The organism is Proteus sp. G2669, from assembly GCF_009915245.1.
GTDB lineage: Bacteria > Pseudomonadota > Gammaproteobacteria > Enterobacterales > Enterobacteriaceae > Proteus.
Map to the genome: position 1 here is coordinate 1 of NZ_JAABLX010000010.1, position 24,481 is coordinate 24,481.

General features: G+C 39.9%; 20 protein-coding genes, 1 other RNA gene and 2 pseudogenes. 10 read left to right on the forward strand and 13 right to left on the reverse strand.

Features of this window, described 5'->3' with window-relative positions; genetic code table 11:
* Both GWI68_RS01550 and GWI68_RS01555 read left to right on the forward strand, forming a co-directional pair.
* Positions 1 to 427, forward strand: a pseudogene (locus GWI68_RS01550) (hypothetical protein); the annotation flags it as partial.
* Positions 428 to 482: 55 nt separating this feature from the next.
* Positions 483 to 599: pseudogene (locus GWI68_RS01555) on the forward strand (PAAR domain-containing protein); the annotation flags it as partial.
* A gap of 90 nt (positions 600 to 689) precedes the next feature.
* Here GWI68_RS01555 and GWI68_RS01560 read toward each other — a convergent pair.
* On the reverse strand, positions 690 to 1,592 hold the full coding sequence (locus tag GWI68_RS01560; RefSeq protein WP_036933024.1) for a LysR family transcriptional regulator: 903 nt from the start codon (positions 1,590 to 1,592) through the stop codon (positions 690 to 692).
* A gap of 113 nt (positions 1,593 to 1,705) precedes the next feature.
* On the opposite strand from GWI68_RS01560, the gene GWI68_RS01565 reads away from it, so the two are divergent.
* Positions 1,706 to 2,410 carry a pirin family protein gene (locus GWI68_RS01565; protein ID WP_166539186.1) on the forward strand — a complete coding sequence of 235 codons (705 nt, stop codon included), beginning with the start codon at positions 1,706 to 1,708 and terminating at the stop codon, positions 2,408 to 2,410.
* Positions 2,411 to 2,476: 66 nt separating this feature from the next.
* On the opposite strand, the gene rnpB is transcribed toward GWI68_RS01565, so the two are convergent.
* Positions 2,477 to 2,852, reverse strand: an RNA gene (rnpB, locus tag GWI68_RS01570) — RNase P RNA component class A.
* Positions 2,853 to 2,912: 60 nt separating this feature from the next.
* On the reverse strand, positions 2,913 to 3,791 hold the full coding sequence (gene rsmI / locus GWI68_RS01575) for a 16S rRNA (cytidine(1402)-2'-O)-methyltransferase (RefSeq protein ID WP_109409289.1): 879 nt from the start codon (positions 3,789 to 3,791) through the stop codon (positions 2,913 to 2,915).
* A 61-nt stretch (positions 3,792 to 3,852) separates the two neighbouring features.
* On the opposite strand from rsmI, the gene GWI68_RS01580 reads away from it, so the two are divergent.
* The 4 genes from GWI68_RS01580 (at position 3,853) to dolP (ending at position 7,264) form a co-directional block, all read left to right on the forward strand.
* Complete coding sequence (locus GWI68_RS01580; RefSeq protein WP_166539187.1) at positions 3,853 to 5,607, forward strand: penicillin-binding protein activator; 1,755 nt, start codon at positions 3,853 to 3,855, stop codon at positions 5,605 to 5,607.
* A gap of 75 nt (positions 5,608 to 5,682) precedes the next feature.
* Positions 5,683 to 6,063, forward strand: coding sequence for a YraN family protein (locus tag GWI68_RS01585; RefSeq protein ID WP_109409287.1), 381 nt, complete (start codon positions 5,683 to 5,685; stop codon positions 6,061 to 6,063).
* A 22-nt stretch (positions 6,064 to 6,085) separates the two neighbouring features.
* Positions 6,086 to 6,676 carry a DnaA initiator-associating protein DiaA gene (gene diaA / locus GWI68_RS01590; RefSeq protein WP_004245257.1) on the forward strand — a complete coding sequence of 197 codons (591 nt, stop codon included), beginning with the start codon at positions 6,086 to 6,088 and terminating at the stop codon, positions 6,674 to 6,676.
* 9 nt (positions 6,677 to 6,685) lie between these two features.
* The gene (gene dolP, locus GWI68_RS01595) at positions 6,686 to 7,264 is read left to right on the forward strand and encodes a division/outer membrane stress-associated lipid-binding lipoprotein (RefSeq protein ID WP_109409286.1); all 579 of its coding nucleotides are present in this window, start codon (positions 6,686 to 6,688) and stop codon (positions 7,262 to 7,264) included.
* 113 nt (positions 7,265 to 7,377) lie between these two features.
* Here dolP and ureG read toward each other — a convergent pair whose 3' ends face one another.
* From ureG to GWI68_RS01630, 7 genes are read right to left on the reverse strand one after another with little or no spacing between them, the layout of a single operon-like run.
* Positions 7,378 to 7,995 (reverse strand): urease accessory protein UreG, encoded by a 618-nt coding sequence (gene ureG / locus GWI68_RS01600; RefSeq protein ID WP_109409285.1) that lies wholly within the window; start codon positions 7,993 to 7,995, stop codon positions 7,378 to 7,380.
* 9 nt (positions 7,996 to 8,004) lie between these two features.
* Positions 8,005 to 8,670, reverse strand: coding sequence for an urease accessory protein UreF (locus GWI68_RS01605; RefSeq protein ID WP_166539188.1), 666 nt, complete (start codon positions 8,668 to 8,670; stop codon positions 8,005 to 8,007).
* Positions 8,671 to 8,694: 24 nt separating this feature from the next.
* Complete coding sequence (ureE, locus tag GWI68_RS01610) at positions 8,695 to 9,192, reverse strand: urease accessory protein UreE (RefSeq protein WP_109409283.1); 498 nt, start codon at positions 9,190 to 9,192, stop codon at positions 8,695 to 8,697.
* A gap of 26 nt (positions 9,193 to 9,218) precedes the next feature.
* Positions 9,219 to 10,922: an urease subunit alpha gene (ureC, locus tag GWI68_RS01615; protein ID WP_166539189.1), complete on the reverse strand. Its 1,704-nt coding sequence runs from the start codon at positions 10,920 to 10,922 to the stop codon at positions 9,219 to 9,221.
* Complete coding sequence (locus GWI68_RS01620; protein ID WP_072069747.1) at positions 10,919 to 11,245, reverse strand: urease subunit beta; 327 nt, start codon at positions 11,243 to 11,245, stop codon at positions 10,919 to 10,921. The genes ureC and GWI68_RS01620 overlap by 4 nt, the downstream gene beginning before the upstream one ends.
* 8 nt (positions 11,246 to 11,253) lie before the next feature.
* Positions 11,254 to 11,556 carry an urease subunit gamma gene (locus tag GWI68_RS01625; protein WP_004908484.1) on the reverse strand — a complete coding sequence of 101 codons (303 nt, stop codon included), beginning with the start codon at positions 11,554 to 11,556 and terminating at the stop codon, positions 11,254 to 11,256.
* 21 nt (positions 11,557 to 11,577) lie between these two features.
* A complete protein-coding gene (locus GWI68_RS01630) occupies positions 11,578 to 12,414 on the reverse strand; it encodes an urease accessory protein UreD (protein WP_166539190.1) in 837 nt (278 codons plus the stop codon).
* Positions 12,415 to 12,900: 486 nt separating this feature from the next.
* Here GWI68_RS01630 and GWI68_RS01635 point away from each other — a divergent pair, with 486 nt between their 5' ends.
* The gene (locus GWI68_RS01635) at positions 12,901 to 13,791 is read left to right on the forward strand and encodes an AraC family transcriptional regulator (RefSeq protein WP_109409280.1); all 891 of its coding nucleotides are present in this window, start codon (positions 12,901 to 12,903) and stop codon (positions 13,789 to 13,791) included.
* A gap of 2 nt (positions 13,792 to 13,793) precedes the next feature.
* Here GWI68_RS01635 and mtgA read toward each other — a convergent pair whose 3' ends face one another.
* From mtgA to arcB, 3 genes are all read right to left on the reverse strand, one after another.
* Entirely contained in the window at positions 13,794 to 14,495 is a 702-nt protein-coding gene (gene mtgA / locus GWI68_RS01640; protein ID WP_109409279.1) for a monofunctional biosynthetic peptidoglycan transglycosylase, read from the reverse strand.
* 20 nt (positions 14,496 to 14,515) lie between these two features.
* Positions 14,516 to 15,166: an isoprenoid biosynthesis glyoxalase ElbB gene (gene elbB / locus GWI68_RS01645; protein WP_166539230.1), complete on the reverse strand. Its 651-nt coding sequence runs from the start codon at positions 15,164 to 15,166 to the stop codon at positions 14,516 to 14,518.
* A 237-nt stretch (positions 15,167 to 15,403) separates the two neighbouring features.
* Positions 15,404 to 17,740, reverse strand: a complete 2,337-nt coding sequence (gene arcB, locus GWI68_RS01650) for an aerobic respiration two-component sensor histidine kinase ArcB (RefSeq protein WP_166539191.1) — start codon at positions 17,738 to 17,740, stop codon at positions 15,404 to 15,406.
* Between the two features lie 673 nt (positions 17,741 to 18,413).
* On the opposite strand from arcB, the gene gltB reads away from it, so the two are divergent.
* Both gltB and GWI68_RS01660 read left to right on the forward strand, forming a co-directional pair.
* Complete coding sequence (gene gltB / locus GWI68_RS01655) at positions 18,414 to 22,874, forward strand: glutamate synthase large subunit (RefSeq protein WP_166539192.1); 4,461 nt, start codon at positions 18,414 to 18,416, stop codon at positions 22,872 to 22,874.
* 9 nt (positions 22,875 to 22,883) lie between these two features.
* Positions 22,884 to 24,281, forward strand: a complete 1,398-nt coding sequence (locus GWI68_RS01660) for an FAD-dependent oxidoreductase (RefSeq protein WP_166539193.1) — start codon at positions 22,884 to 22,886, stop codon at positions 24,279 to 24,281.
* Positions 24,282 to 24,481 lie beyond the last annotated feature (200 nt).

Sequence of the window (24,481 nt, forward strand, 5' to 3'; positions counted from 1 at the left end):
AACTATTGATTGGGAAAGTGCGGGCATTCCGATTGATCCTTTTTATCAACGCTTTTGCCAAGAAGCGCTCTATTGTGAAAATGATGAAATTTTAATCCCATGGCTGATGGAATTATGCGATAAGCATATTCAGTGGTCAGCATTATTTGGTGATTATGTTAATGAAAAAAGCACAACAGGTTATGAAATTGATATGGAAATACTCATTGCTTGGCCTTTTGAATATCAAGCCGTGAAAAATTTTCGTGCTCGTCATGGCTTAAGTACCCCCATAATCGATCATCCATTATTAAAAACACCGATGGCTATCGATCATCGACCTGATATGGTGGGTTGGTTAGAGACTATGCCTGAAATTTATCATCAAATTACAGATGATTTAATTAAAATAAACCCAGAGCTAAAAGTCATTCATACATTATTTTAGTCTTGATTAAAATTAAACTAAGGCTTTTGTTATAAAATGATACTGACAGCAAAAAGGCAAAATTGTTGAAGGCGATGCGATGATGAAAATAAACACTATTCCTGTCGCGTTAGAGGGGCATAAAGTGCAATGCGGTTGTTTAAATGGCAGTGTATTAGTGGCGGTGGAGTGATCCATTTTTAATTAGGCGGAAGCTTCCGCCTAATATTCGCATCTCTATTTTTATCGATATCTAAAACTGAAATATTATTAAGTACAAAAACTATTTTTTATCGCTTGCAAAGAGTTTTGGGATCTCACGCAGACACCACGATTTAGCTTCGCCCATGCTATCTCTGCGCCATGCCATAATAATATTATTTTCATGATGATATTCAGGGCCAACTACACGTAAGCGCCCTTCTTTGATGTCATCTTCAATTAAATCAATAGGCATTGTCGCCACACCTAAACCTGCAATTAATGCTCGGCGTTTATCTTCAATAGAACTGACCGTCAAACGGCGCTGTTTATCTAACAGCAATACTGTCAATACAGGGCGCTCTCTTGCTGTATCTGCAATCGCGATACCCCGATATTTTAAGCGAGTTTCTTCTGCTAATGGCTCTGGTTCGTTATGAATTGGGTGATCTGGGCTGGCAACATAAACGCTAGTGGTATTGTATAAAGGACGAAAGTTGATTTCAGACGAGGTACGAAAATGCATATCGGGTGAAATCACAATATCACATTTACCGCTTTCTAAGCTTTCCCAAGCACCCGCTAAGACTTCTGTTACTAAAGAGAGTTGGGTATTGGATTTTTCAGCTAATTTATCAACCAAAGGAAAGAGCCTAGATGCAGGAGTGAGCGCTTCACAAACAATAGTGATATGTGGCTCCCAACCTCTTGCTAAGGCTTCTGCATCTGACGTTAATTTGTCAGCAGCCTCAAGTAATATGCGTCCTCTATCAAGCAGCATTCTACCGACATTGGTAAATTTAGTTCTATGGCCAGAACGGTCAAAAAGGACAACATCTAAATCTTCTTCTAATTTTTGCATGGTATAACTGAGTGCCGATGGAACTCGATTTAGTTCATCAGCCGCAGCTGCAAAACTCCCTCTACGATCAATGGCATCCATGACTCGTAAAGATTCCAACGTAATTGCTTTGTCTTTACTCATTATACTTATCTCTATCAAATAATTTGATTATAGGCACCAGATTAACTTGCTAACAATAGACAGTCCATACCTCTATGATAAATATATTGATAATCTACTCGAAAAATACCGCCATGATAAAATACAGAACAGCACAACAGTGTGGTAAAGCGGATTATGGTTGGCTACAAGCTCGCTACACATTTTCCTTTGGCCACTATTTTGACCCTCATTTTTTAGACTATGGCACGCTAAGAGTTCTTAACCAAGAAGTGCTTGCTCCAAATTCAGAATTTAAAGCAAAGACCTATCCTCATGTGGATGTGGTTAATCTTATTCTTCAAGGGGAAGCGACATACCTTGATAATATGGGACGGACAGTCACAGCAAAAGAAAACGAGTGCTTACTTATTTCACCTCATAATACAGAAACCTATATTGAGAAAAATAGCAGTCCAGATACGCCATTAACCCGTATCCAGTTGTGGCTAAATGCTTGTCCACAACAAGAAAGTGTAGCCTCACAAAAATTGGTATTAGATGAAAATTTAAAATATCAATTATTAGCCTCACCTACGGGTGATGACGGCTCGTTAATGTTAAGGCAAACTATTTGGCTTTATCATATTCATTTGCAAGCAGGTGATGAAATTACACTGCCAATAAAAGGACAAAAAGGGTTTTTACAATCCATAAAAGGTGGCACCTATTTGCAAACATCAACACAAGAAAATGGGCAAATTCAGTGTGGTGATGGGGCTTTTATTCAAGATAGCCATAGTATTACATTGAAAAATTCGGCTGAGTTTCGTGGTTTATTTATTGATATTATCTCGTGATAATCAATTTAGATGGGCTTAAAAACAGAAAACCCTCGAAACACAATGTGAATCGAGGGTTTTTATGAGGTGAGTTGACCGTTAAGCCGGGTTCTGTCGTGGACAACCATTCATCTAGGCCAGAACTTGCGCGCTGGCTCCAGCAACCTACCCGGGTTCAATGCGGGCCGCACCATAAGAACCCCTATTTGGTCTTGCTCCGGGTGGAGTTTACCATGCCACAAACTGTTACCAGTTGCGCGGTGCGCTCTTACCGCACCCTTTCACCCTTACCTGATCCTGTAAACAGGCCATCGGCGGTTTACTCTCTGCTGCACTTGTCGTAGGCTCGCGCCTCCCAGACGTTATCTGGCACCCTGCCCTGTGGAGCCCGGACTTTCCTCCCCTCTATCCGTCTCCCCCGAAGGGACAACGATAAAGCAGCGGTTGTCTAGTCAACTCAGGGTGCGGATTATAGGGATTCTGATAGAAAATGTATAGCAAAAGAAGCTAAAAAATCACTTTACTCATCTTGAGCTTCATCATTTTGCTCAATAACGTGTTTATAAAGTGCATTTTTCTTCACACCGTAAATCTCAGCTGTCACAGCAGCTGCTTTTTTCAGAGGTAATTCTTTTTGTAAAATCGCAAGTGTTCGTAACACTTCGGGGGAAAAATCATTATCAACGGGTTTTTCATAACCCTCAACAATGAGAACCATCTCACCTTTACGGCGATTCTCATCTTCAAGTACCCACTTGAGTAACTCACCCACAGGCATACCTTGAATAGTTTCCCACGTTTTTGTGAGCTCTCTCGCTAATACTACGTAGCGATCTTCACCCCAAACTGTCACCATATCAGCTAAACTATCTAACAGCCGATGTGTTGACTCATAAAAAATCAATGTACGAGGTTCCTCTGATAATTCACGTAGGCAATCTTGACGACTTTTTGTTTTTGCTGGTAAAAAACCTTCATAACAAAAACGATCAGAAGGAAGCCCTGCGGCAGAAAGTGCCGTAATAGCAGCACAAGCGCCAGGCAGTGGCACCACATTTATGCCATTTTTACGACATTGATTGACTAAATGATAGCCAGGATCGTTAATTAATGGTGTACCTGCATCAGAGACTAATGCGATACTTAGCCCCTGTTGTAATTTGCTAATTAATTGATCTGCTTTTTGCTGTTCATTATGATCATGTAACGCATACAAACGTGCGTTAATGGCAAAGTGCTGTAATAGAAGCCCTGTATGACGGGTATCTTCTGCAGCAATTAAATCGACATGAGACAGCACATCAAGTGCCCGCTGGGTGATATCGCCCAGATTACCAATAGGTGTGGGTACTATGTACAGTGTGGATGTCGTTACCGCTGCTCGATTAGGTTGATTCATTGTTTATTCCGAATGACCGATTTAAAATTGAGCATAATTATAAAACATCACTGGGTACAGTATGCTTTCCTCAATTTTTGTGCGTTTTAAAACAGGTTTATCCTATACTGCGATACTCTCTGCGCTGATTATGTCAGGTTGTACCCTGACGGGGCAACAAGAACAACCTCTCACTCCCGCTGCAAAAGCAGAAATGGAGATGAAACAATTTCAAAAAGTGATTGATGACGCTCAAGGGCTGGCATCTTTAGATGTTATTAGAGCCTATATTGGGCTAGAAACATTAATTACTGATCCTCAACTGCATCAGAAAAATATTGATGATACATGGCTCACACTAACCAAACTTACACCAGAACAACGTCGTGGTGTTGTTATCAAAGCCGATGAAAATACCCTGCAAGGTTGGTTAGATTTACTGAACACCTATGAATACAACAAAGATGATGCTGATAAGTTATCAACAGCCGTGAGAGAATGGCAAACTCGCTATCCTCGTAACCCAGCAGCATTAACACTCCCTGTATCATTATTACGTCTTTCACAGCCTTCTGTTAGTGCAAGTAGCCAAATCGCATTATTGTTACCTTTAACAGGGCAAGCTAAAGTATTTGGAGAGGCCATTCGCCAAGGCTTCCTTGATGCGCAAAGTGGTTTACCACAACCTCAAGCAATGCCTGAACCAGAACCGCCTAAAAATGATGACAGCCTTGCTTCAATTTTAGAAGAATTAGGTATCAAAAATACTGAAACACCTACAACGGATACCGCACAAGAAACCACTGAAAAAACCGAAACAACTCAAGATAAAGAAAAAGAGAGTTCTGCATTTTCAGGTAACACTACACTGCGTTTAGATCCTGTTGCGCAAAATACACGCCAAGTGATTGTTTATGATACCAATAGTCAACCTATTGATGTCTTACTGAAAAAAGTACAACAAGATGGTGCTAACTTAATTGTCGGCCCACTGCTAAAACCAGAAGTAATGAAAACCATTGAACTTCAAAGTGGCTTACCGGTATTAGCATTAAATGAGTTAGATGCGATCCCTTCTGCAACGACAGTCTGTTTCTTCTCTCTTTCACCTGAAGATGAAACTCGTAATGCAGCACAACATTTACGTCAGCAACAAAAAGCAAACCCATTAATTATTGTTCCAGATAATAAATTTGGTCAAAGAATGGCACAAACTTTTGCTGATGAATGGCAACGTACAGGTGGTGGTACAGTTTTACAACAAACCTTTAGTTCTGTTGAAAGCTTAAAAGCATCGATTAATCGCGGTGTCGGTATTCGTATGACAGGAACACCTGTTTTACCAACAGAAAATGCACCTCTGCCATTAGACTCTCAATCTATTCCATCTGTAGGTGGTGCGATTGATTCGGTTTACATCATTGCTACCAGTGATGAATTGACTTTAATTAAACCAATGATCGATATGGCGATCAGTACCCAAAAGCGTCCACCAATTTATGTTAGTTCACGTAGCAACCAAGGTGGAACAGGCCCTGATTTCCGTATGGAAATGGATGGCATTCAATTTAGTGATATTCCATTGATGACTGGCGCTAATTTGCCGTTAATGCAAAAAGCATCCAGTAAATTTGCGAACGATTACTCATTAATGCGTCTTTATGCCATGGGAATTGATGCATGGTCATTAGCAAACAATTACAATGATCTGACAAAAGGCACATTACGTTTTAATGGTATTTCAGGCTCATTGCGTGTTGAAGACAACTGTACTGTTTATAGACAACTTCCTTGGATGCAATTTAAACAAGGTAAAATTGAACCTGTTACACAATAATAGATACACTCCGTTATTATAAAAATAAGCCGCCTTTATGGCGGTTTGTTTTATGAGTAATGAAGGAAGAAAATCATGGATGATTTTTCTAAAAGCCCTTATTTTTTAGGGCTATACTATGAACAAAAAGCGTTAAAATACTTACGCAAACAAGGATTAATATTTATTGCGCGTAATGTCCGATATCCCTGCGGAGAAATTGATCTTATTATGCAGGAAAACAAGACATGGGTATTTGTTGAGGTTCGCTTTAGATATAACACCTTATTTGGTGATGCGATAAGCTCCATTACCTACCCTAAACGGCGTCGTTTATGGCGTACAGCAAAGTGTTGGTTAGCACAGCGCCAAGAAAGTATCGAGACATCAGACTGTCGCTTTGATGTTTGTGCATTTAATCAACGCCAGTTAATATGGTTAAAAAACATTCTCGATTATACGGAATTTATTCGTTAAATTAGATTATATAGGTCTTAACGTGCTTGATAGAATCAAAGTCTGCTTTACAGAGAGTATCCAAACTCAAATTGCAGCAGCAGAAGCATTACCTGATGCCATTTCCAGAGCCGCCATGATGATGGTTCAATCGTTATTAAACGGCCATAAAATATTAAGCTGTGGAAACGGTAGCTCAGCAGCAACAGCACAGCGATTTGCCGCAAGCATGATCCATCGTTTTGAAACAGAACGTCCAAGCTTGCCTGCACTATCGTTAAACACAGATAGCGTGGTGATGACTGCAATTATGGGGAATCAGCAACACGATGAGATCTACGCTAAACAAGTGCGCGCATTAGGACAAGCTGGAGATGTACTACTTGCTATTTCGACACACGGTAACAGTCGAAGCATTATTAAAGCCGTTGAAGCCGCTGTAACACGAGATATGACCATTGTTGCATTAACAGGCTATGATGGCGGAGAGCTTGCAGGGTTATTAGGCCCTCAAGACGTTGAAATTCGTATTCCTTCTCAACGTACCGTCAGAATACAGGAAGTTCAGATGCTAACAGTCAATTGTCTCTGTGATTTAATTGATAATACATTATTCCCACATCAGGATGACTAAGGAGTTACTATGAAATTGCTTCCTCTCACCGCAGTGCTGTGCTCTGCACTTTTACTGCAAGGTTGCATCGGTGCCGCTGTTGTCGGTACGGCTGCAGTTGCAGGTAAAACCGCAACCGATCCTCGCTCATTAGGGCAACAAGTTGATGATGGTACATTGGAAGCGCGTGTTTCTGGTGCTCTAAATAAAAATGAACAGATCAAGAAAAGCAATTCACGTATTGTGGCGACTGCTTATCAAGGCAATATCTTATTAACAGGTCAAAGCCCTGATATGTCTGTTGCTGATACGGCAAAACAAGTCGCAAGTAAAGTTGAAGGCGTGAATAACGTCTATAACGAAGTCCGCCAAGGCGAACCAGTGACATTAGGCACTGCGTCATCAGATACATGGTTAACAACCAAAGTTCGCTCTCAAATTTTAGGCAGTGATTCAGTCAAATCATCGTCAGTAAAAGTGATCACTGAAAATGGTGAAGTGTTCTTATTTGGTATTTTAACTCGCCAAGAAGGGGCTGCGGTTGCGAAAATAGCCAGTGAAACCAAAGGGGTCGTTAAAGTAACCACCGCATTTACTTACCTTAATTAATCCCGCGTTTTGATATCATTTTGTCTTATCCTGCCAGTATCGGTCTTGGTGAATAATAACCGATATTGGCAGTGTCTTACTTAACTAAAAGCGAATTACATTAAAATAGGCTGTTAGCGTCTTAACATCCCTTTATCGATGATAAAATCAATAATAGTTTCCAAGCCTACTTTTTCTTTTAAGTTGGTGAAAACATAGGGCTTTACAGGACGCATTCTAGCAGTATCAGCTTCCATCACTTCTAATGAGGCGCCAACATAAGGTGCCAGATCGATCTTATTGATCACCAGCAGATCAGAATGAGTAATACCTGGGCCACCTTTACGTGGAATTTTTTCCCCTTCCGCCACATCAATCACATAAATGGTTAAATCTGCAAGCTCTGGGCTAAAGGTAGCACTCAAGTTATCGCCACCACTCTCCACAAAAACGATATCAAGATTTTTGTGACGTATTGCCAATTCTTCAACAGCGGCAAGATTCATCGAAGCGTCTTCACGGATAGCAGTATGAGGACATCCCCCTGTTTCCACACCAATAATACGATCGGCATCTAATGCTTCAGCACGCGTTAATATCTTGGCATCTTCTTGGGTATAAATATCGTTAGTAACAACCGCGATTTCATAGGTGTCACGCATTGCTTTACAAAGAACTTCTAACAGTGCTGTCTTGCCTGATCCAACAGGACCGCCAACACCGATACGCAGTGGTTGATTATATTCTTGCATATAGGTTTCTCATGAACGAAAAAGTCGAGTGTATTGTGTTTCATGACGACTACTGGCAATAATTTGTGCAGGTGTAAAACTCCCAATATCTTCAATGGGCCAATGTGCGGATTGCTCAACAATCACAGGGATCTGTTCTGCTAATGTAAACAATATTTTCTGTCCCGCACTTTGCCCTAGAGGGATCAGTTTTACTCCTGACATCACCGTATTTTCAAGCCAACCCCAAGCGTAAGCACAACATAATTTTTCAGAGGAAATATTCCATTTCACAGCAGCTAACGCAAATGCCATCAGTTGTGTCTGTTTTACACAGGCTTGTAAGGTTTCATCTAACTCAATATCTAATTGAGGAAGTAAACGAGCGAAAGCAATACCTCGTTGGCGCTCTTCTTGTCGCAACTCTTTAGTTTCACGACTTGCGACAATAAAATCACACCAATGCTTCACTTCACTCATTTTGGCTTGTGCCAAATTTTCTTGTAATCGCCGTAAAATAGGGAGTTCTAACGTTGCTAAAGTGCCTGTCATTTGAGTACTTAGCCAAGCCGTTAACGTTTGAGGACAACAAACCCACCCCTTTTCAATTGCCCACTCTAACCCTTGAGAATAAGTAAACGATCCCACAGGTAAAGAAGGACTGACTAATTGATATAAGCGTAGATCTGCAAGCATCAATAGGCTCCCTTATTCAAATAATTAGTGATGATGATGGTGATCGTCATGAGAGTGATGATGATGCCCACCAGACGATCCACCATAAGCACCCGGCTCAGGTTGATATTTTTCCAAACCAACAACGACATTTGCCCCTAGGCCTTTCGCCATATCATCTAAAACATGATCGTGAAAATAGCGACACCAGCCAGCTTCAATTTGTAATGGAACATGACGATTACCTAAGTGATAACAAACCCGAGCCAATAACAGTGGATCTTCACTATATACCGTAGAAACTTGCTCTTTTGCGGCTTCAATTGTGACTAGCGTATTATCTTCTGCCAGTAAAATATCTCCCTCTTTTAACACCGTACCACGGGGTAAAAATAGCCCAGCTTCTTGCCCATCACTTAATGTGACTTTTAAACGGCTTTTGGTTCTTTCATCCATCGTTAAGCACAGAGTAAGAGCCGGTTGTTCTGGTGTTGCTATTTCAAGTGCTTTTTGTTTATCAATAAGTTGAGTAAATCTTTTCATTCTCTACATTCTCGGTAAAACACTAATCAAAAGAGGAAATAGCGTTGTGCCATCGGTAATTGTGTCGCAGGTTCACACACTAATGGCACACCATCGGCTTTCACAATATAGGTTTGTGGATCTAGCTCAATATGTGGCACATAGCTATTGTGGATCATCGATGCTTTTGTCACGCTACGACAACCTTGGACACGACCAATTAAGCTCTTTAAGCCTAATTTTTCAGGTACACCTGCGTCGATCCCCGCTTTCGACATAAAGACCATCGACGTCTGATATTTCGCTTTACCTAAACAAGCATACATTGGGCGATAATGCACAGGCTGAGGCGTTGGAATAGCTGCGTTAATATCCCCCATTGGTGCATAAGCCACCATGCCACCTTTCATGATCAATGCGGGCTTCACACCAAAGAAAGCGGGATCCCATAGAACCAGATCAGCCAACTTCCCTTTTTCAATAGAACCCACTTCATGTGCAATACCATGCGCTAAAGCAGGATTGATAGTGTATTTCGCCACATAGCGTTTAATGCGACAGTTATCACTTTCAGCAGTGTCACCTTCTAATGTGCCGCGTTGTAATTTCATTTTGTGCGCACATTGCCAAGTACGAAGAATAACTTCACCTACACGCCCCATTGCCTGTGAGTCTGACGACATAACAGAAATAGCACCCATATCATGTAAAATATCTTCCGCTGCAATAGTTTCACGACGAATACGAGATTCAGCAAAGGCCACATCTTCAGGAATAGAAGGATCAAGGTGATGACAAACCATCAACATGTCGAGATGTTCATCTACCGTATTAATGGTATAAGGCATTGTTGGATTTGTTGAAGCAGGTAAAATATTCGGCTCACCCACTGATTTAATCACATCTGGTGCGTGTCCCCCCCCAGCACCTTCCGTGTGGAAAACATGGATCACACGACCTGCTATCGCTTTTACTGTTTCTTCATAAAAACCACCTTCATTTAAGGTGTCAGAGTGAATAGCGACTTGCACATCCATTTCATCGGCAACATTAAGGCAATTGTGAATTGCCATTGGCGTTGCACCCCAGTCTTCGTGAATTTTTAGACCAATAGCACCCGCTTCAATTTGCTCGCGAACCGCTTCAGGTTGACTCACACAACCTTTACCAAATAACCCCACATTGATAGGCAATTCATCAACGGCTTCTAGCATGCGGTGCATGTTCCAAATACCTGGCGTTACTGTAGTTGCATTCGTTCCAGCAACTGGCCCTGTACCACCACCAATAAAAGTAGTCACACCAGAGACTAAACCTTCTTGTGCTTGTTGAGGACAGATAAAGTGAATATGAGTATCAACACCACCAGCGGTAACAATTTTACCTTCACCCGCAACCACTTCTGTGGCTGGCCCTACAACAATATCCACATTAGGTTGTACATCCGGATTACCCGCTTTACCGATACCTACAATACGGCCATCTTTAATACCGATATCCGCTTTTACGATACCCCAATGATCTAAAATTATGGCGTTAGTGATAAGCACATCAACACACTCGGCGTTGACAACTTGGCTTTGCCCTATGCCATCACGAATAACTTTACCACCACCAAATTTAACCTCTTCACCATAAGTGGTGAAATCTTTTTCAATTTCAAGAAAAAGCTCTGTATCGGCTAATCGCAGACGATCGCCTGTTGTTGGGCCAAACATATCTGCATAAGCTTGACGTGAGATAGTTTTCATTTTTTCTCACTCTCCAATTTACCCATCACTTTGCCATGGAAACCATAAATTTCACGTTTTCCTGCAAAAGCCACTAATTCAACTGTACGGCTTTGACCAGGTTCAAAACGAACCGCCATACCTGCTGGAATATTTAAACGAAAACCCAATGTGCCTTCTCGCTCAAATTTCAACGCATCATTTACTTCATAGAAATGATAATGAGAACCCACCTGTACAGGTCTATCACCATGATTAGCAACTTGTATTGTTTTTGTCTCTCGGCCAGCATTAAGCTCAATATCACCTAACGTTTGGTTAACTCTAATTTCACCGGGTATCATGTTGTTACCTACACAATAGGATCATGAATAGAAACAAGTTTTGTACCATCAGGGAATGTACACTCTACTTGAATATCTTTTATCATTTCTGGTACCCCTTCCATCACCTGCTCTGCCGTTAAAACAGTGCGTCCTTCACTCATTAACTGGGCAACGGTTTTGCCATCACGAGCACCTTCCATAATGGCACAACTAATCAATGCAACCGCTTCAGGATAATTAAGCTTCAGCCCTCTCGCTAAACGTCTTTCAGCAACAAGGCCCGCTGTAAAAAGCAGTAATTTATCTTTTTCTCTTGGTGTTAATTCCATTTCTGCTCCTAAAATTAACGATTATGTCGCCCATATACGAGGTGGCTCTGGGCAATACCCTAACCAGTGTTGTCTGACGGTTTGCCAAACTTGAGCAAAACACGCCATCATCGGCTCTGTTTGTGAACCTAATAACCGTAAAACTAAAATACCGTCTACATCGGTTAAACCATATTCGATAACAGGGTTGTAAGAGGCTGAAAAAGCCTCAACACATTGTTGAATAAGATTTTTTAATTCATCAGATGTAGGATAAATATAAAGCGAACCCAACATGGGAAATTCGCGCATTGCGGCCGCTTTATTTTGTAAACCATTAACAAAAAGCGATTCTGTTAATGTCAGCTTTTCATCAATATAAAAATTAAAACGTCCTTTAACACTGCCATTTTCGAACCATTCATTTAAAACTGGGCGGCCAAAACATTGAATTTCCCAACCAATAAATTTGGCAGTCGATGCAATATGAATATGCGTTTCTAGATGTGCTCGCGCCTCAGGAAAAAAGATATTCTCCTGAGGAAGCCACTCTAAAAATCCATTCGGGGCGACCTTTAATGTTTGAATTTGATGAGCCACGCCACCCGCACTACGATAAAACTTGGTTGCACCAGGCGTGGTAAGCAATGCATGAGCTTCAGATTGAACATCAATATTGATCAATAACTTATCACCACCAACTACCCCACCTGGAGGATGGAGTAAATAAGTGTGTGCAATACCTTGCTCAGGATAAAAAGGACGCTGAACCATTAGTGGGCCGACATGGCGTTTTTCTGTAAGACGTGTCATTCCGCGTTTTACTTCATAACGTAAAACGATTTCAGCAAGCCAACCCTTCCCTGAAAAGTCAGACATACTCACTCCTGCCAACTCGGCAAAATTATCAATAAATCAGGAAAATACGTGAATACATACAGCGCTATCCATAAGATTGTGTCATTCAAAATCAAATAGAAAATAAGCTAATGAATGTTGGATAGGGTGTGGGTAAAAAGACAAACTGTGATACCCTAAGAACAGGATAATCCCCTTCGTCTGTGACGCGCGATTCTACACCTTATTTCGAAAAATGCGTTTTAAATAAATAGCAATTTATTTAGAAAAAATAACACTGATTAAAATAAATGTAGAAAATGAGCGTATATCTATATTGTCATCTTTCATCAACGGGATTATATTCTGTGCGACTGTCATGCAGTTTTGCATGATGGCACTCATTCTTAACTAGAATAATCTCTCTATTTATTCTAGATGTAACTTATTCGTTTATACAATAAATGAGTTCACATTAAACATTTAAGCAACATTGATGCTTAGCTTGCCTGCGGTATATTGGAGATTATGGAATACAAACACATTCTGTCCTCTAACCAAATGTCTTTAAAAACGTTTTACATCGAAAACCCGATGATAGCGATGGTTAGTGGCGCAAAAGGTACAATTTGCATCAATGGACAAACTATTGATGTATCAACCCATTTGACTCTTATTATTCCCAAATATAGCCAAGTTTCCTGTGATATTGTTAATCAATTCACCCATAAATCGATTGAGCTACATACCCTCGTTTTATGCGAAACAGAGCTTCAATCTGTCTTTTCTTTATTAAAGCCTCTAATTAAATCAAGCTCTCCACTAACAAGCCACCTTCCGGCTTATCATTTATCCACACCAGAAGTGGTAAAAAGCAACTTTGGCATACTCAAACAGTGCCTACCGCTACCTCATGGTTCTCCCTCTCAAGAAACCATGTTTATGCAACAGTGTCTGTTTTTTATTTTGATGGCGGTATATCAAGAAGGCATCGATATATTAAATATCTTCCGATTTAATTATGATGAACCCAAAAATCAGGCAATTACGCATTTAATCACACAAGATCCACAACGAAAATGGCATTTAGAAGATGTGGCAAAAACGCTATTTACCACCCCATCAACACTGCGTCGTCATTTAAATAAAGAAGGGGTTTCATTTTGCCAATTATTATTAGATGTTCGAATGGGGATTGCCTTAAATTATCTAACATTCTCTAATTATTCTGTCTTTCAAATCAGCCATCGTTGTGGCTTTGGTAGTAATGCCTATTTTTGCGATGCTTTTAAACGTAAATACGGTATCACACCATCACAATTTCGAATTCAGTCTCGAGAGGCTAATGATCCTTCTGCGATAACGAAATTGTCAGAAAAAATTGCAGAGCCAGATAGAAAAATATTTCAAACGTTATAATGTTATGACAAATCATTTTTCTTTAAAAAAGTGATTCCACCTAATAATCGCATTTGATTTAAGATCCACTGTTGCCGTTTTAAGACATAAGCTGAAGGTTTATTGACGTGATAGATGTGGGGATTAGGTAAAACTGCAGCTAATAGCGCCGCTTCTTGTTGAGTTAGTTGTTTAGCAGGCTTTCTAAAATAATGTTGGGAGGCCTGTTCTACACCAAAGATCCCATCACCAAACTCAACAATATTTAGATATACCGTTAAAATACGTTTTTTTGACCAGATGAGTTCAACAACAGGCGTCATGCCTGCTTCAAGCCCTTTTCTTATCCAACTACGGCCATCCCATAAAAAAAGGTTTTTGACCGTTTGTTGAGAAATTGTCGATGCACCCCGCAATGTTTTCCCGCCGTTATGATTTTTTTTGAAAACTTTCTCAATAGCATCAAAATCAAAGCCCCAATGTTTGGGGAAATTTTGATCTTCAGAAGCAATAACCGCTAAATACATCGCTGGTGCTATCTCTTTTTCACCAACCCAAGTGGAATGAGACACATAAGAGAAATCAAACTCACTCCAAGCAGAAATTTGTCTTTGGATCATAACAGCAGAAAAAGGCACTGGTAAAAAAGAAAATAGCACAACTATTAACAGCCATAAAGCAATTAGAATAATTAATAGTTTCTTTAACTTTCTCACCAGTGTCATCTGCTGTTTTCACCTATACATTAAGCCATTTCAAGGACTTTCTTAACCAATTTCTCAATACCTACCTGTGCTTGAGCAATAGACTGTGCAAGCATATATGCAGGAGTGGTTACTACTCGATATTCTTCATCAACAACAATGTCATCAACAGGGCAATCTATATGGACGCCCCCCATTTTTTCAATAGCACTGGCCGTCGCAACATCATTTCCGATTGTTAATTTAACTGGAGCATTTAACATTTTCGGTAACATAACGGGAGCAATACAGATTAACCCTAATGGTTTTTTCTGTTGATGCATAGCTTGGACAAATCTTAAGAGATCTTTGTTAATTTCACACTCACTCCCTTTAGTGGCAAAGTTGCATAAATTCTTCGCAGCACCAAAACCACCAGGAATAATGACTGCATCAAAGTTTTCGGCCTTTGCATCTGATAAAGGGGATATTTTTCCACGAGAAATACGTGAAGATTCTTCCATCATATTTCTTTTTTCTGATTTTTCTTCACCTGTAATATGATTAATTACAGTTGGTTGTAAATCATTAGGTGAAAAATAATGAACCTCAGCATTATTTTGGCTTAAAGCAAGCATTGTTAGCACTGATTCATGGATTTCGCTTCCATCAAACACACCACAGCCACTTAAAATTACCGCAATTGATTTCATATCTTTCTCCATTTGTAGTAGATTACTAGTTACCCATTTATAGGTGTAAACACCAATCGCCATCACATATTTAAATGTTTCTTGTAACAAAAAAACTTATCTTTGCTATTTTGTTGCTTGTATGATGTATGGAATAGTTTCATCCTATTCGCCTATGTAATGAGAATCAAAAAAAGCGGATAGAAAAGTTTCCCTGGTGTTGGCGCAGTATTCGCGCACCCCAACCTTCGGTTGGGGTTATTTTTTTCTAGCCCCTGATAACCAGTTTCTTAAACTTTCCACATCCTTTCTCCAATCCTTCCCTAATTCATCTACCCACTCTTGCACATTGTCCCACCAAGCAGGTAATTCCGGTGATTGGATCTGTTTAGCGAGTTGCTGTAAATGTTTTAAACCAATAGAACCTGCTGCACCTTTGATTTTATGTCCTTCCTCAGTGATGCCCTTCTGATCGCGCGCTGTCAGATTAGATTCGAGGACTGACATATAACTTGGCATCATCTTTTCAAAAACATCTAAACCATCAGTGATTAATTGAGGTCCGACAAGTTCGATGTATTGATTCAGCATGTCTATATCTAATAACTCTTCATTTTTATTCAACAATTCCGATGGCTCATTACATGGCACAGAAACCGCACCATCTCCCCAGAATTTGTTGATAATTGCAGTAAGAGCATCTACAGAAAGTGGTTTACTCAATACGTCGTTCATTCCCGCATCTAAATACTCTTTTTTATCTTTCAAAACATTTGCAGTTAACGCAATCAATGGCGGAAGTTCATTACTGTCGAATTCTTGACGTAATTTTCTTGAAATATCAAAGCCTGTCATATCAGGTAATTGAATGTCTAATAGCACTAAGTCATATTCATCAGGCTTAAACATCGATAAAGCTTCTTGCCCGGTCATTGCTACATCAACGGTATTACCTAATTTCTCTAAAACTGAACAGGCAACAATAACGTTAAGCTCAATATCTTCAACAAGTAGAATATTTAACGCTGGCAATAAGAACTCATCATCATTCTCAATATCAAGATGCTCTTCAATCGCAGGAGCAACGATAGAGAGCGTGAAGACAGATCCCTTACCTAACTCACTCTCTACATGAATATCACCGCCCATATGCTGTGCTAGGCGTTTTGAAACAGCAAGTCCAATCCCCGTTCCCGTTGCAGAGCGTCCACCTTCGCTATCATTGACTTGATAGTACATGGCAAAAATCTTCTCAAGCTCACTTTTAGGGATACCGATGCCACTGTCTTTGACTTCAAAGAACAACTTATCAGAGGCTTCTTGCCAAATACGAACTTTGATTTCACCTTCTTGCGTAAATTTCACAGCATTACCGATGAGATTCCACAAGATCTGACGTAATCGAGTTCCGTCAGAAGTTATCTTATGCGGTAAGGTTTCTTCCGCTTCGAGTGTGAATTTCAATCCTTTTGGCTGTACTAACAATCCTGAAAGGTTTTCTAAATCAGAAATAAATTCAGTAAAATCGATTGGTTGGTTATCTAGTTGAATTTTTCTACGTTCAATCTTATCCATTTCAATCACGTCATTGAAAATATTACCCAACGTAATCGCACTCACATGGATCGTTTTTAAGTAATTGAGTTGCTCTGGTGAAAGTTCGGTATCCAATAAAATACGGCTTAACCCAACAATGCCATTAAGCGGTGTACGCAATTCATGGCTGATTGTTGAGATAAAGGTGGTTTTATCACGGCTAGCGTTCTCTAACGCGTCTTGATAGCGCTTACGCTCTGTAATGTCACATCCAAAGCCCATTAAACCATGACGCTTGCCAATACGGTCATAAAACGGCACTTTACGTAATTCAAAACAGGCTTTTCGCCCATCAGGGTAAACTAGCCACTGCTCATAGGTAAGTGAGACATTGTGACGGAAAACTTTCTCATCAGTTTCCATCACTTTTATCGCAATATCTTCGTCATACACATCAAGAGGTGTTAAACCGATAAGTTGCTTCTCACTTTTACCTGTCAGTAATTCTGTTGCGCGGTTACATCCTGAAAATTCATTATCTTCATTTCGGTAATAAACTAAGTCAGGAGAGGCATCAAGGAATGAACGTAGCAGTGAAGATTGTTGTTCCAGTTCTATTTGCGTCAACTCACGACGCTTCATTTCACTTTTGAGTTTTTCCAAAAGTTCAAGGTGCGCTTTTTCAACTTTTTCACGCTCTTGAATTTCCAAGTTTAATTGCTCAATATTCTCTTTTAATTGAGAATTAAGCTCTAAATCACGCTGTCGCATTACACCAAGTTTATCTACCATACGAGATAAACGACGTCGTGATTCTTCTAGTTGTTCAACGACAACTGAAAGAAAATAGACAGCCCAAGGCGTAATAATCAACCCAAAGAAAATAGAGCGAACAAGGTCAATACTGGTAACATCACCTGCAAGCAAGAATGTTACCGCCATTTGAACAACCATCGCTAAAACAACTAATGCGGAAGCTAACAACAATGAGAAGCGGATAAGCCCTAGCCTCATCATTAAGTCAACATAGTATTGGGCAAGCCCTTTGAGCAATTTCATTGAAAACTCCAATATATTGAATCTATGGAATGATAACCCAAAAATGAATTGGCGCAGTGGCGAACATTCAGAAATCTAATTAAGAGAGGCTATTTTTCATTATTTTATTTGATTTAACTGTTTATTTTCTCTCAACGTGCCTATCCAAGATATATGCATTCATAAAAATAATACAAAACCAAGTAACATAAACGACAGAGATAGCAACGATAAATAGACCTTATTAGAAAAAATTCAATTTGTCTTTTTTTATACAAAATGTATAAAAACAATAAAATTCCAAAATCAATATATTCATTAGAATAACTCACTACCCGTTTTTATCATTAAAGGATGAGATAAAGCTAAATCGCTCAAATAAAGTGATATAGCTCACATTAAAAAATCACTCCCTTACTATTTTAAAATAGAATAATTTATTTATTAATCAATATTTTAAAATAAAAATTTCCTTATCTATTTTATCTCAGTCAAATATCCCTACACATTGACCTGATTTTTATTTATCGATAAGTTGAAAAGGCATTGCATAGCAATATAAAAAACACACCAAGCTAGGCAAACACAACATCACCCGACTGAGTACCCATAAATTTACCTACATACTTTGAGCCAAAACGTTCCTTTTGCGCTCTTTTTTGAGGTGCCCAGCAAACTAAGTAGGAAGCAAAAAATGCTCTATCAAAAGACACAGGAAAAAGACAATTGTGGGTTTGGATTGATCGCGCATATTGAAGGGCAAGCCAGCCATAAGATTGTCAGAAATGCCATACATGGTCTCGCCAGAATGCAACATCGTGGCGCTATTCTTTCTGATGGTAAAACCGGCGATGGTTGCGGATTACTCTTACAAAAACCAGAGCGTTTTTTCCAATTAGTTGCACAAGAAAAGGGCTGGCATTTAGCAAAAAATTACGCCGTAGGAATGCTATTTTTAAGCCAAGATCCCAATATTGCCACACAATGCCGTCTTATCGTCGAAGAAGAACTACAACGTGAAACACTTTCAATTGTTGGCTGGCGTAAAGTTCCTATCAACACAGATATTCTAGGCAGCATCGCTCTTTCTTCACTTCCTTTAATCGAACAAGTCTTTGTTAATGCTCCCGCAGGCTGGCGGATAAGTGATATTGAAAGACGACTCTTTGTTGCCCGTAGACGAATTGAAAAGCGTATCACTGACAGTGATTTTTATATTTGTAGCCTCTCCAATTTGGTGACGGTTTATAAAGGCCTTTGTATGGCCATCGATTTACCGCGTTTTTTTACCGATCTGGCTGATCTACGCATGGAATCTTCAATTTGTTTATTCCACCAGCGCTTTTCCACTAATACCACACCAAGATGGCCACTCGCCCAACCCTTTCGTTATTTAGCACATAACGGTGAAATTAATACCATCACAGGTAATCGCCAATGGGCCAGAGCCCGCGCCTATAAATTTCATACCCCGCTGATCCCTGATCTACAAAGTGCAGCTCCTTTTGTGAATGAAAGTGGCTCAGATTCAAGTTCACTCGACAATATGCTAGAGCTTTTTCTCAATGGAGGTATGGATATTGTTCGTGCTATGCGGTTACTCGTTCCTCCTGCGTGGCAAAACAATCCTCAAATGGATGATGATTTACGAGCGTTTTTTGATTTTAACTCAATGCACATGGAGCCTTGGGATGGTCCTGCCGGTATTGTGTTATCAGACGGTCGTTATGCCGCTTGCACTCTTGATAGAAACGGTTTACGCCCAGCTCGCTATGTGATCACCACGGATAACATCATTACTTGTGCTTCTGAAATTGGTATTTGGGATTATCAACCTGATGAAGTACGAGAAAAAGGACGTGTTGGCCCCGGTGAACTAATGGTAGTCGATACTCATCATGGCCGTATTTTACATTCAGCTGAAACCGATGAAGATTTAAAAAGGCGTCATCCTTATAAATTGTGGCTTGAACGTAACGTTAAACGTTTAACGCCATTTGAAGCACTACCAGAACAACAAGCAACCGGCCAACGCGCCTTTGATGACACATTATTAGCAACATATCAAAAACAATTTGCATATAGCCAAGAAGAGTTAGAAAACATTTTGCATGTACTTGCAGAAAACGGACAAGAAGCCACAGGTTCAATGGGTGATGACACGCCATTTGCTGTACTTTCTCAACGTCCACGTCTGATTTATGACTACTTTAGACAGAAATTTGCGCAAGTTACTAATCCACCAATAGACCCATTAAGAGAAGCCCATGTCATGTCTTTGGCAACATGTATTGGACGTGAAATGAATGTATTTTGTGAAGCTGAGGGCCAAGCTCATCGACTCAGTTTTAAATCCCCTATTTTACTCTATAGCGATTTTCAACAACTTATTAATCAAGAAAGCCCTTATTACCGCGCAATTCATCTTGATATCACGTATCAACCAATAGGATCTAACCTAGAAACAGCCTTACACCAATTATGTGTAAAAGCACAACAGGAAGTTCGCAACGGTGCTGTTTTACTGATTTTATCAGATAGGAATATCGCAAAAGAGCGACTACCTATTCCTGCGCCTATGGCGGTTGGTGCAGTACAAAAAGCATTAGTAGATAATAACTTACGCTGTGATGCTAATATTATTGTCGAAACGGCCAGTGCCCGTGATCCACACCATTTCGCTGTATTACTCGGATTTGGTGCTACCGCGATCTACCCTTACCTTGCTTACGAATCTTTAGCTCAACGTGTTGATAAAAAAATCCTGCAAGGCTCTTATGCTCAAATGATGCTGAATTACCGTAATGGTATAAATAAAGGCCTGTATAAAATCATGTCTAAAATGGGCATTTCAACCGTTGCCTCTTACCGTTGCTCTCAGCTTTTTGAGGCAGTCGGATTAAACGATAACGTTGTTAATCTCTGTTTTGCGGGTGTTGATAATCGGATTAATGGCGCTGACTTTAGTGATTTTGAACAGGATTTATTTAATCTGTCTAAACGGGCTTGGTTAACTCGTTATCCTTTAGAAGCCGGAGGTTTATTAAAATACGCCCATAAAGGGGAATACCACGCTTATAACCCCGATGTCGTTCAAGCATTACAGAAAGCTGTAAATAGTGGGGAATACACCGACTATCAACACTATGCAAACCTTGTGCAACAACGCCCAATAACAACATTGCGCGATATGTTAGTGCTTAATAACAAGGCAACAGCCATCTCAATTGAAGAAGTCGAGCCTGAAACCGAATTATTTAAACGCTTTGATACTGCAGCGATGTCAATTGGCGCATTAAGCCGAGAAGCGCATGAAGCCCTTGCGCAAGCAATGAATACCTTAGGTGGTTTTTCGAATTCTGGAGAAGGTGGCGAAGATCCAACACGTTATGGCACCAATAAAGTATCACGGATCAAACAAATTGCTTCTGGCCGCTTTGGTGTGACTCCCTCTTATTTAATGAGTGCTGATGTTTTACAAATCAAAGTGGCACAAGGAGCAAAACCAGGTGAAGGCGGACAACTTCCCGGTGATAAAGTGACACCTTATATTGCGCAACTGCGTTATGCCGTACCTGGTGTGACCCTAATATCACCACCACCCCATCACGACATCTACTCAATTGAAGATTTAGCCCAGCTTATTTTTGATTTAAAACAGATAAATCCAACGGCGCTGATTTCTGTAAAATTGGTTTCAGAGCCAGGTGTTGGCACCATTGCTACTGGTGTTGCCAAAGCTTATGCCGATTTGATCACTATTGCAGGTTATGACGGTGGGACAGGAGCAAGCCCATTAACCTCTGTAAAATATGCTGGAAGCCCGTGGGAATTAGGTTTAGTTGAAACACAACAAGCGCTAGTGGCAAATAATCTACGTCATAAAATTCGTTTACAAGTCGATGGTGGATTAAAAACAGGTTTAGATATCATTAAAGCGGCGATCTTAGGCGCAGAGAGTTTTGGGTTTGGTACTGGCCCCATGGTGGCACTAGGCTGCAAATACTTGCGCATTTGTCATTTAAATAATTGCGCAATGGGTGTTGCAACCCAAGATGAAACACTCCGTCGTAACCATTATCACGGATTGCCTGAACGCGTTATTAACTACTTTCGTTTTATTGCGCAAGAAACTCGTGAGTTAATGGCATTACTTGGTGTGAGAAAAATCACGGATTTAATTGGTCGAACTGATCTGCTTTCATGCCTAGAAGGCGTTAGCAGTAAACAGCAAAAGCTCTCTTTAAGTGGACTGTTAGAAACAGTAACGCCACCATCAGGTTATGCGCTTTATTGTCAGGAAAACAATAATACTTATGATAAGGGCGAATTAAACCAGCGCATTGTTACTCAAACCCTTCAAGCCGTTGAGCAACAAAAAAGCCAAACCTATTATTTTAATATTCGTAATACTGATCGTTCTGTTGGCGCAACATTATCTGGCATTATTGCTAAGAAATATGGCGAAAGTGGCTTATCTGCAACCCCGATTAAACTTCATTTTACAGGAACAGCAGGTCAAAGCTTTGGTGTATGGAATGCACAAGGCGTTGAATTAACCTTAGTGGGTGATGCCAATGATTATGTAGGAAAAGGCATGGCGGGAGGACGTATTGTTATTTCTCCCCCTGTTGGCTCTGCCTTTAAAAATCACCATGCCACGATTATGGGTAATACCTGTCTTTATGGTGCCACAGGTGGAAAGCTTTATGCATCAGGTTTAGCTGGTGAGCGTTTTGCTGTAAGAAACTCTGGGGCAATTGCCGTGGTTGAAGGTGTCGGTGATAACGGTTGTGAATATATGACAGGTGGCATTGTCTGCATTCTGGGCAAAACTGGTATTAACTTTGGTGCAGGAATGACGGGTGGATTTGCCTATCTGTTAGATGAAGATTCAACATTATCACAACGGATCAATGCCTCATCTATTGAGTTGCTTCCTGTAGCATCCTTTGCCATTCTCGCTGAACATTTACGAGGCATGATTGCAGAGCATGTAAGATTAACAAGCTCACAGCAAGGTGAAATGTTACTTTCACAGTGGGAATATTGGTCACAACACTTTAAATTAGTTAAACCCAAATCCAGTGATGTCAATGCGTTACTCGGTCATCCTCGTCGTTCATCCGCTGAATTACGCGTTCAGGCACAATAGGAGAATATTATGAGTCAGAATGTGTATCAGTTTATCGACTTAAATCGTATTGAGCCGACCAAAAAACCATTAGCTATTCGCAAAATTGAATTTATTGAAATATATGAGGCTTTTTCACCGCAACAAGCTTCTGCGCAAGCTGATCGCTGTTTAGGCTGTGGTAATCCATATTGTGAATGGAAATGCCCTGTTCATAATTACATCCCCAACTGGTTAAAGCTTGCAAATGAAGGGCGCATTATTGAAGCTGCTGAGCTTTCCCATCAAACAAACAGTTTGCCTGAAATTTGTGGTCGTGTTTGCCCTCAAGATAGGCTTTGTGAAGGAGCCTGTACACTCAATGATGATTTTGGTGCCGTGACGATTGGTAATATTGAACGTTACATCAATGACACCGCTTTAGCACAAGGATGGCGTCCCAACCTTTCTCACATCACAATGACAGATAAAAAAGTTGCAATTATCGGTGCAGGCCCTGCGGGTCTTGCCTGTGCAGATGTCCTTATTAGACAAGGTGTGAAACCTGTTGTTTATGATAAGCACCCTGAAATTGGTGGCTTACTTACATTTGGTATCCCTTCGTTTAAGCTCGAAAAATCGCTGATGATCCGACGTCGTGAGCTATTTAGTGAAATGGGGATTGAATTTTGCCTTAATACTGAAGTTGGTAAAGATATCACTCTAGATACCCTTATTACGCAATATGACGCTGTTTTTCTTGGATTAGGTACTTATCACAGTCTAAGTGGTCATTTTTCCAATGAAAAGGCAGAGGGTGTTTATAGCGCACTGCCTTATTTAATTGGCAATACTCGTTATTTAATGGGATATAACGAAGATCCTCAAACACCTTATATTGACCTTAAAGATAAAAATGTTGTGGTATTAGGTGGCGGTGATACGGCAATGGATTGTGTCCGTACAGCCATTCGACAAGGAGCAAATAAAGTTACCTGTGTCTATCGCCGTGGTGAAAGCAATATGCCGGGTTCTAAACGTGAAGTGAAAAATGCCAAAGAAGAAGGCGGTGAATTTTTATTTAATCTCCAACCTATGGATATTGAAGTCGATAATCAAAATAAAGTGGTTGGTATCCGTGTTATAAAAACTAAAAATGATAGAACATTAATTCCTATTGAAGGCAGTGAACATGAATTACCTGCCGATGCTGTTATTCTCGCATTTGGCTTTAAACCTGCACATTATCCGTGGTTAGATGAAAATAATATTGAATATGCCTCTTCAGGACGAATTGTTATTTCAAACAACCAAGAAATACCGAATCAAACAACAAATCCTAAAGTATTTGCTGGGGGAGATATTGTCCGAGGATCTGATCTTGTAGTAACAGCAATAGCCGAAGGAAGAGAGGCAGCAGAAGGCATTTTGCAGTATTTATCCTATTAAATATCATTTATTTTTGATATTTAAAATAACAATTTCTCTTGCTAATTATCCCATTTAATTTAAGTGGGATAATTTTATTAATGTTTTATTACTATAAATGAATAATATTTAAGGATCATAAAAGTATCCCATAAATAATCATTCTCATTACCATTTAATATAAATTATTGAATAATATTTTGATAAAAATAGATATTCTT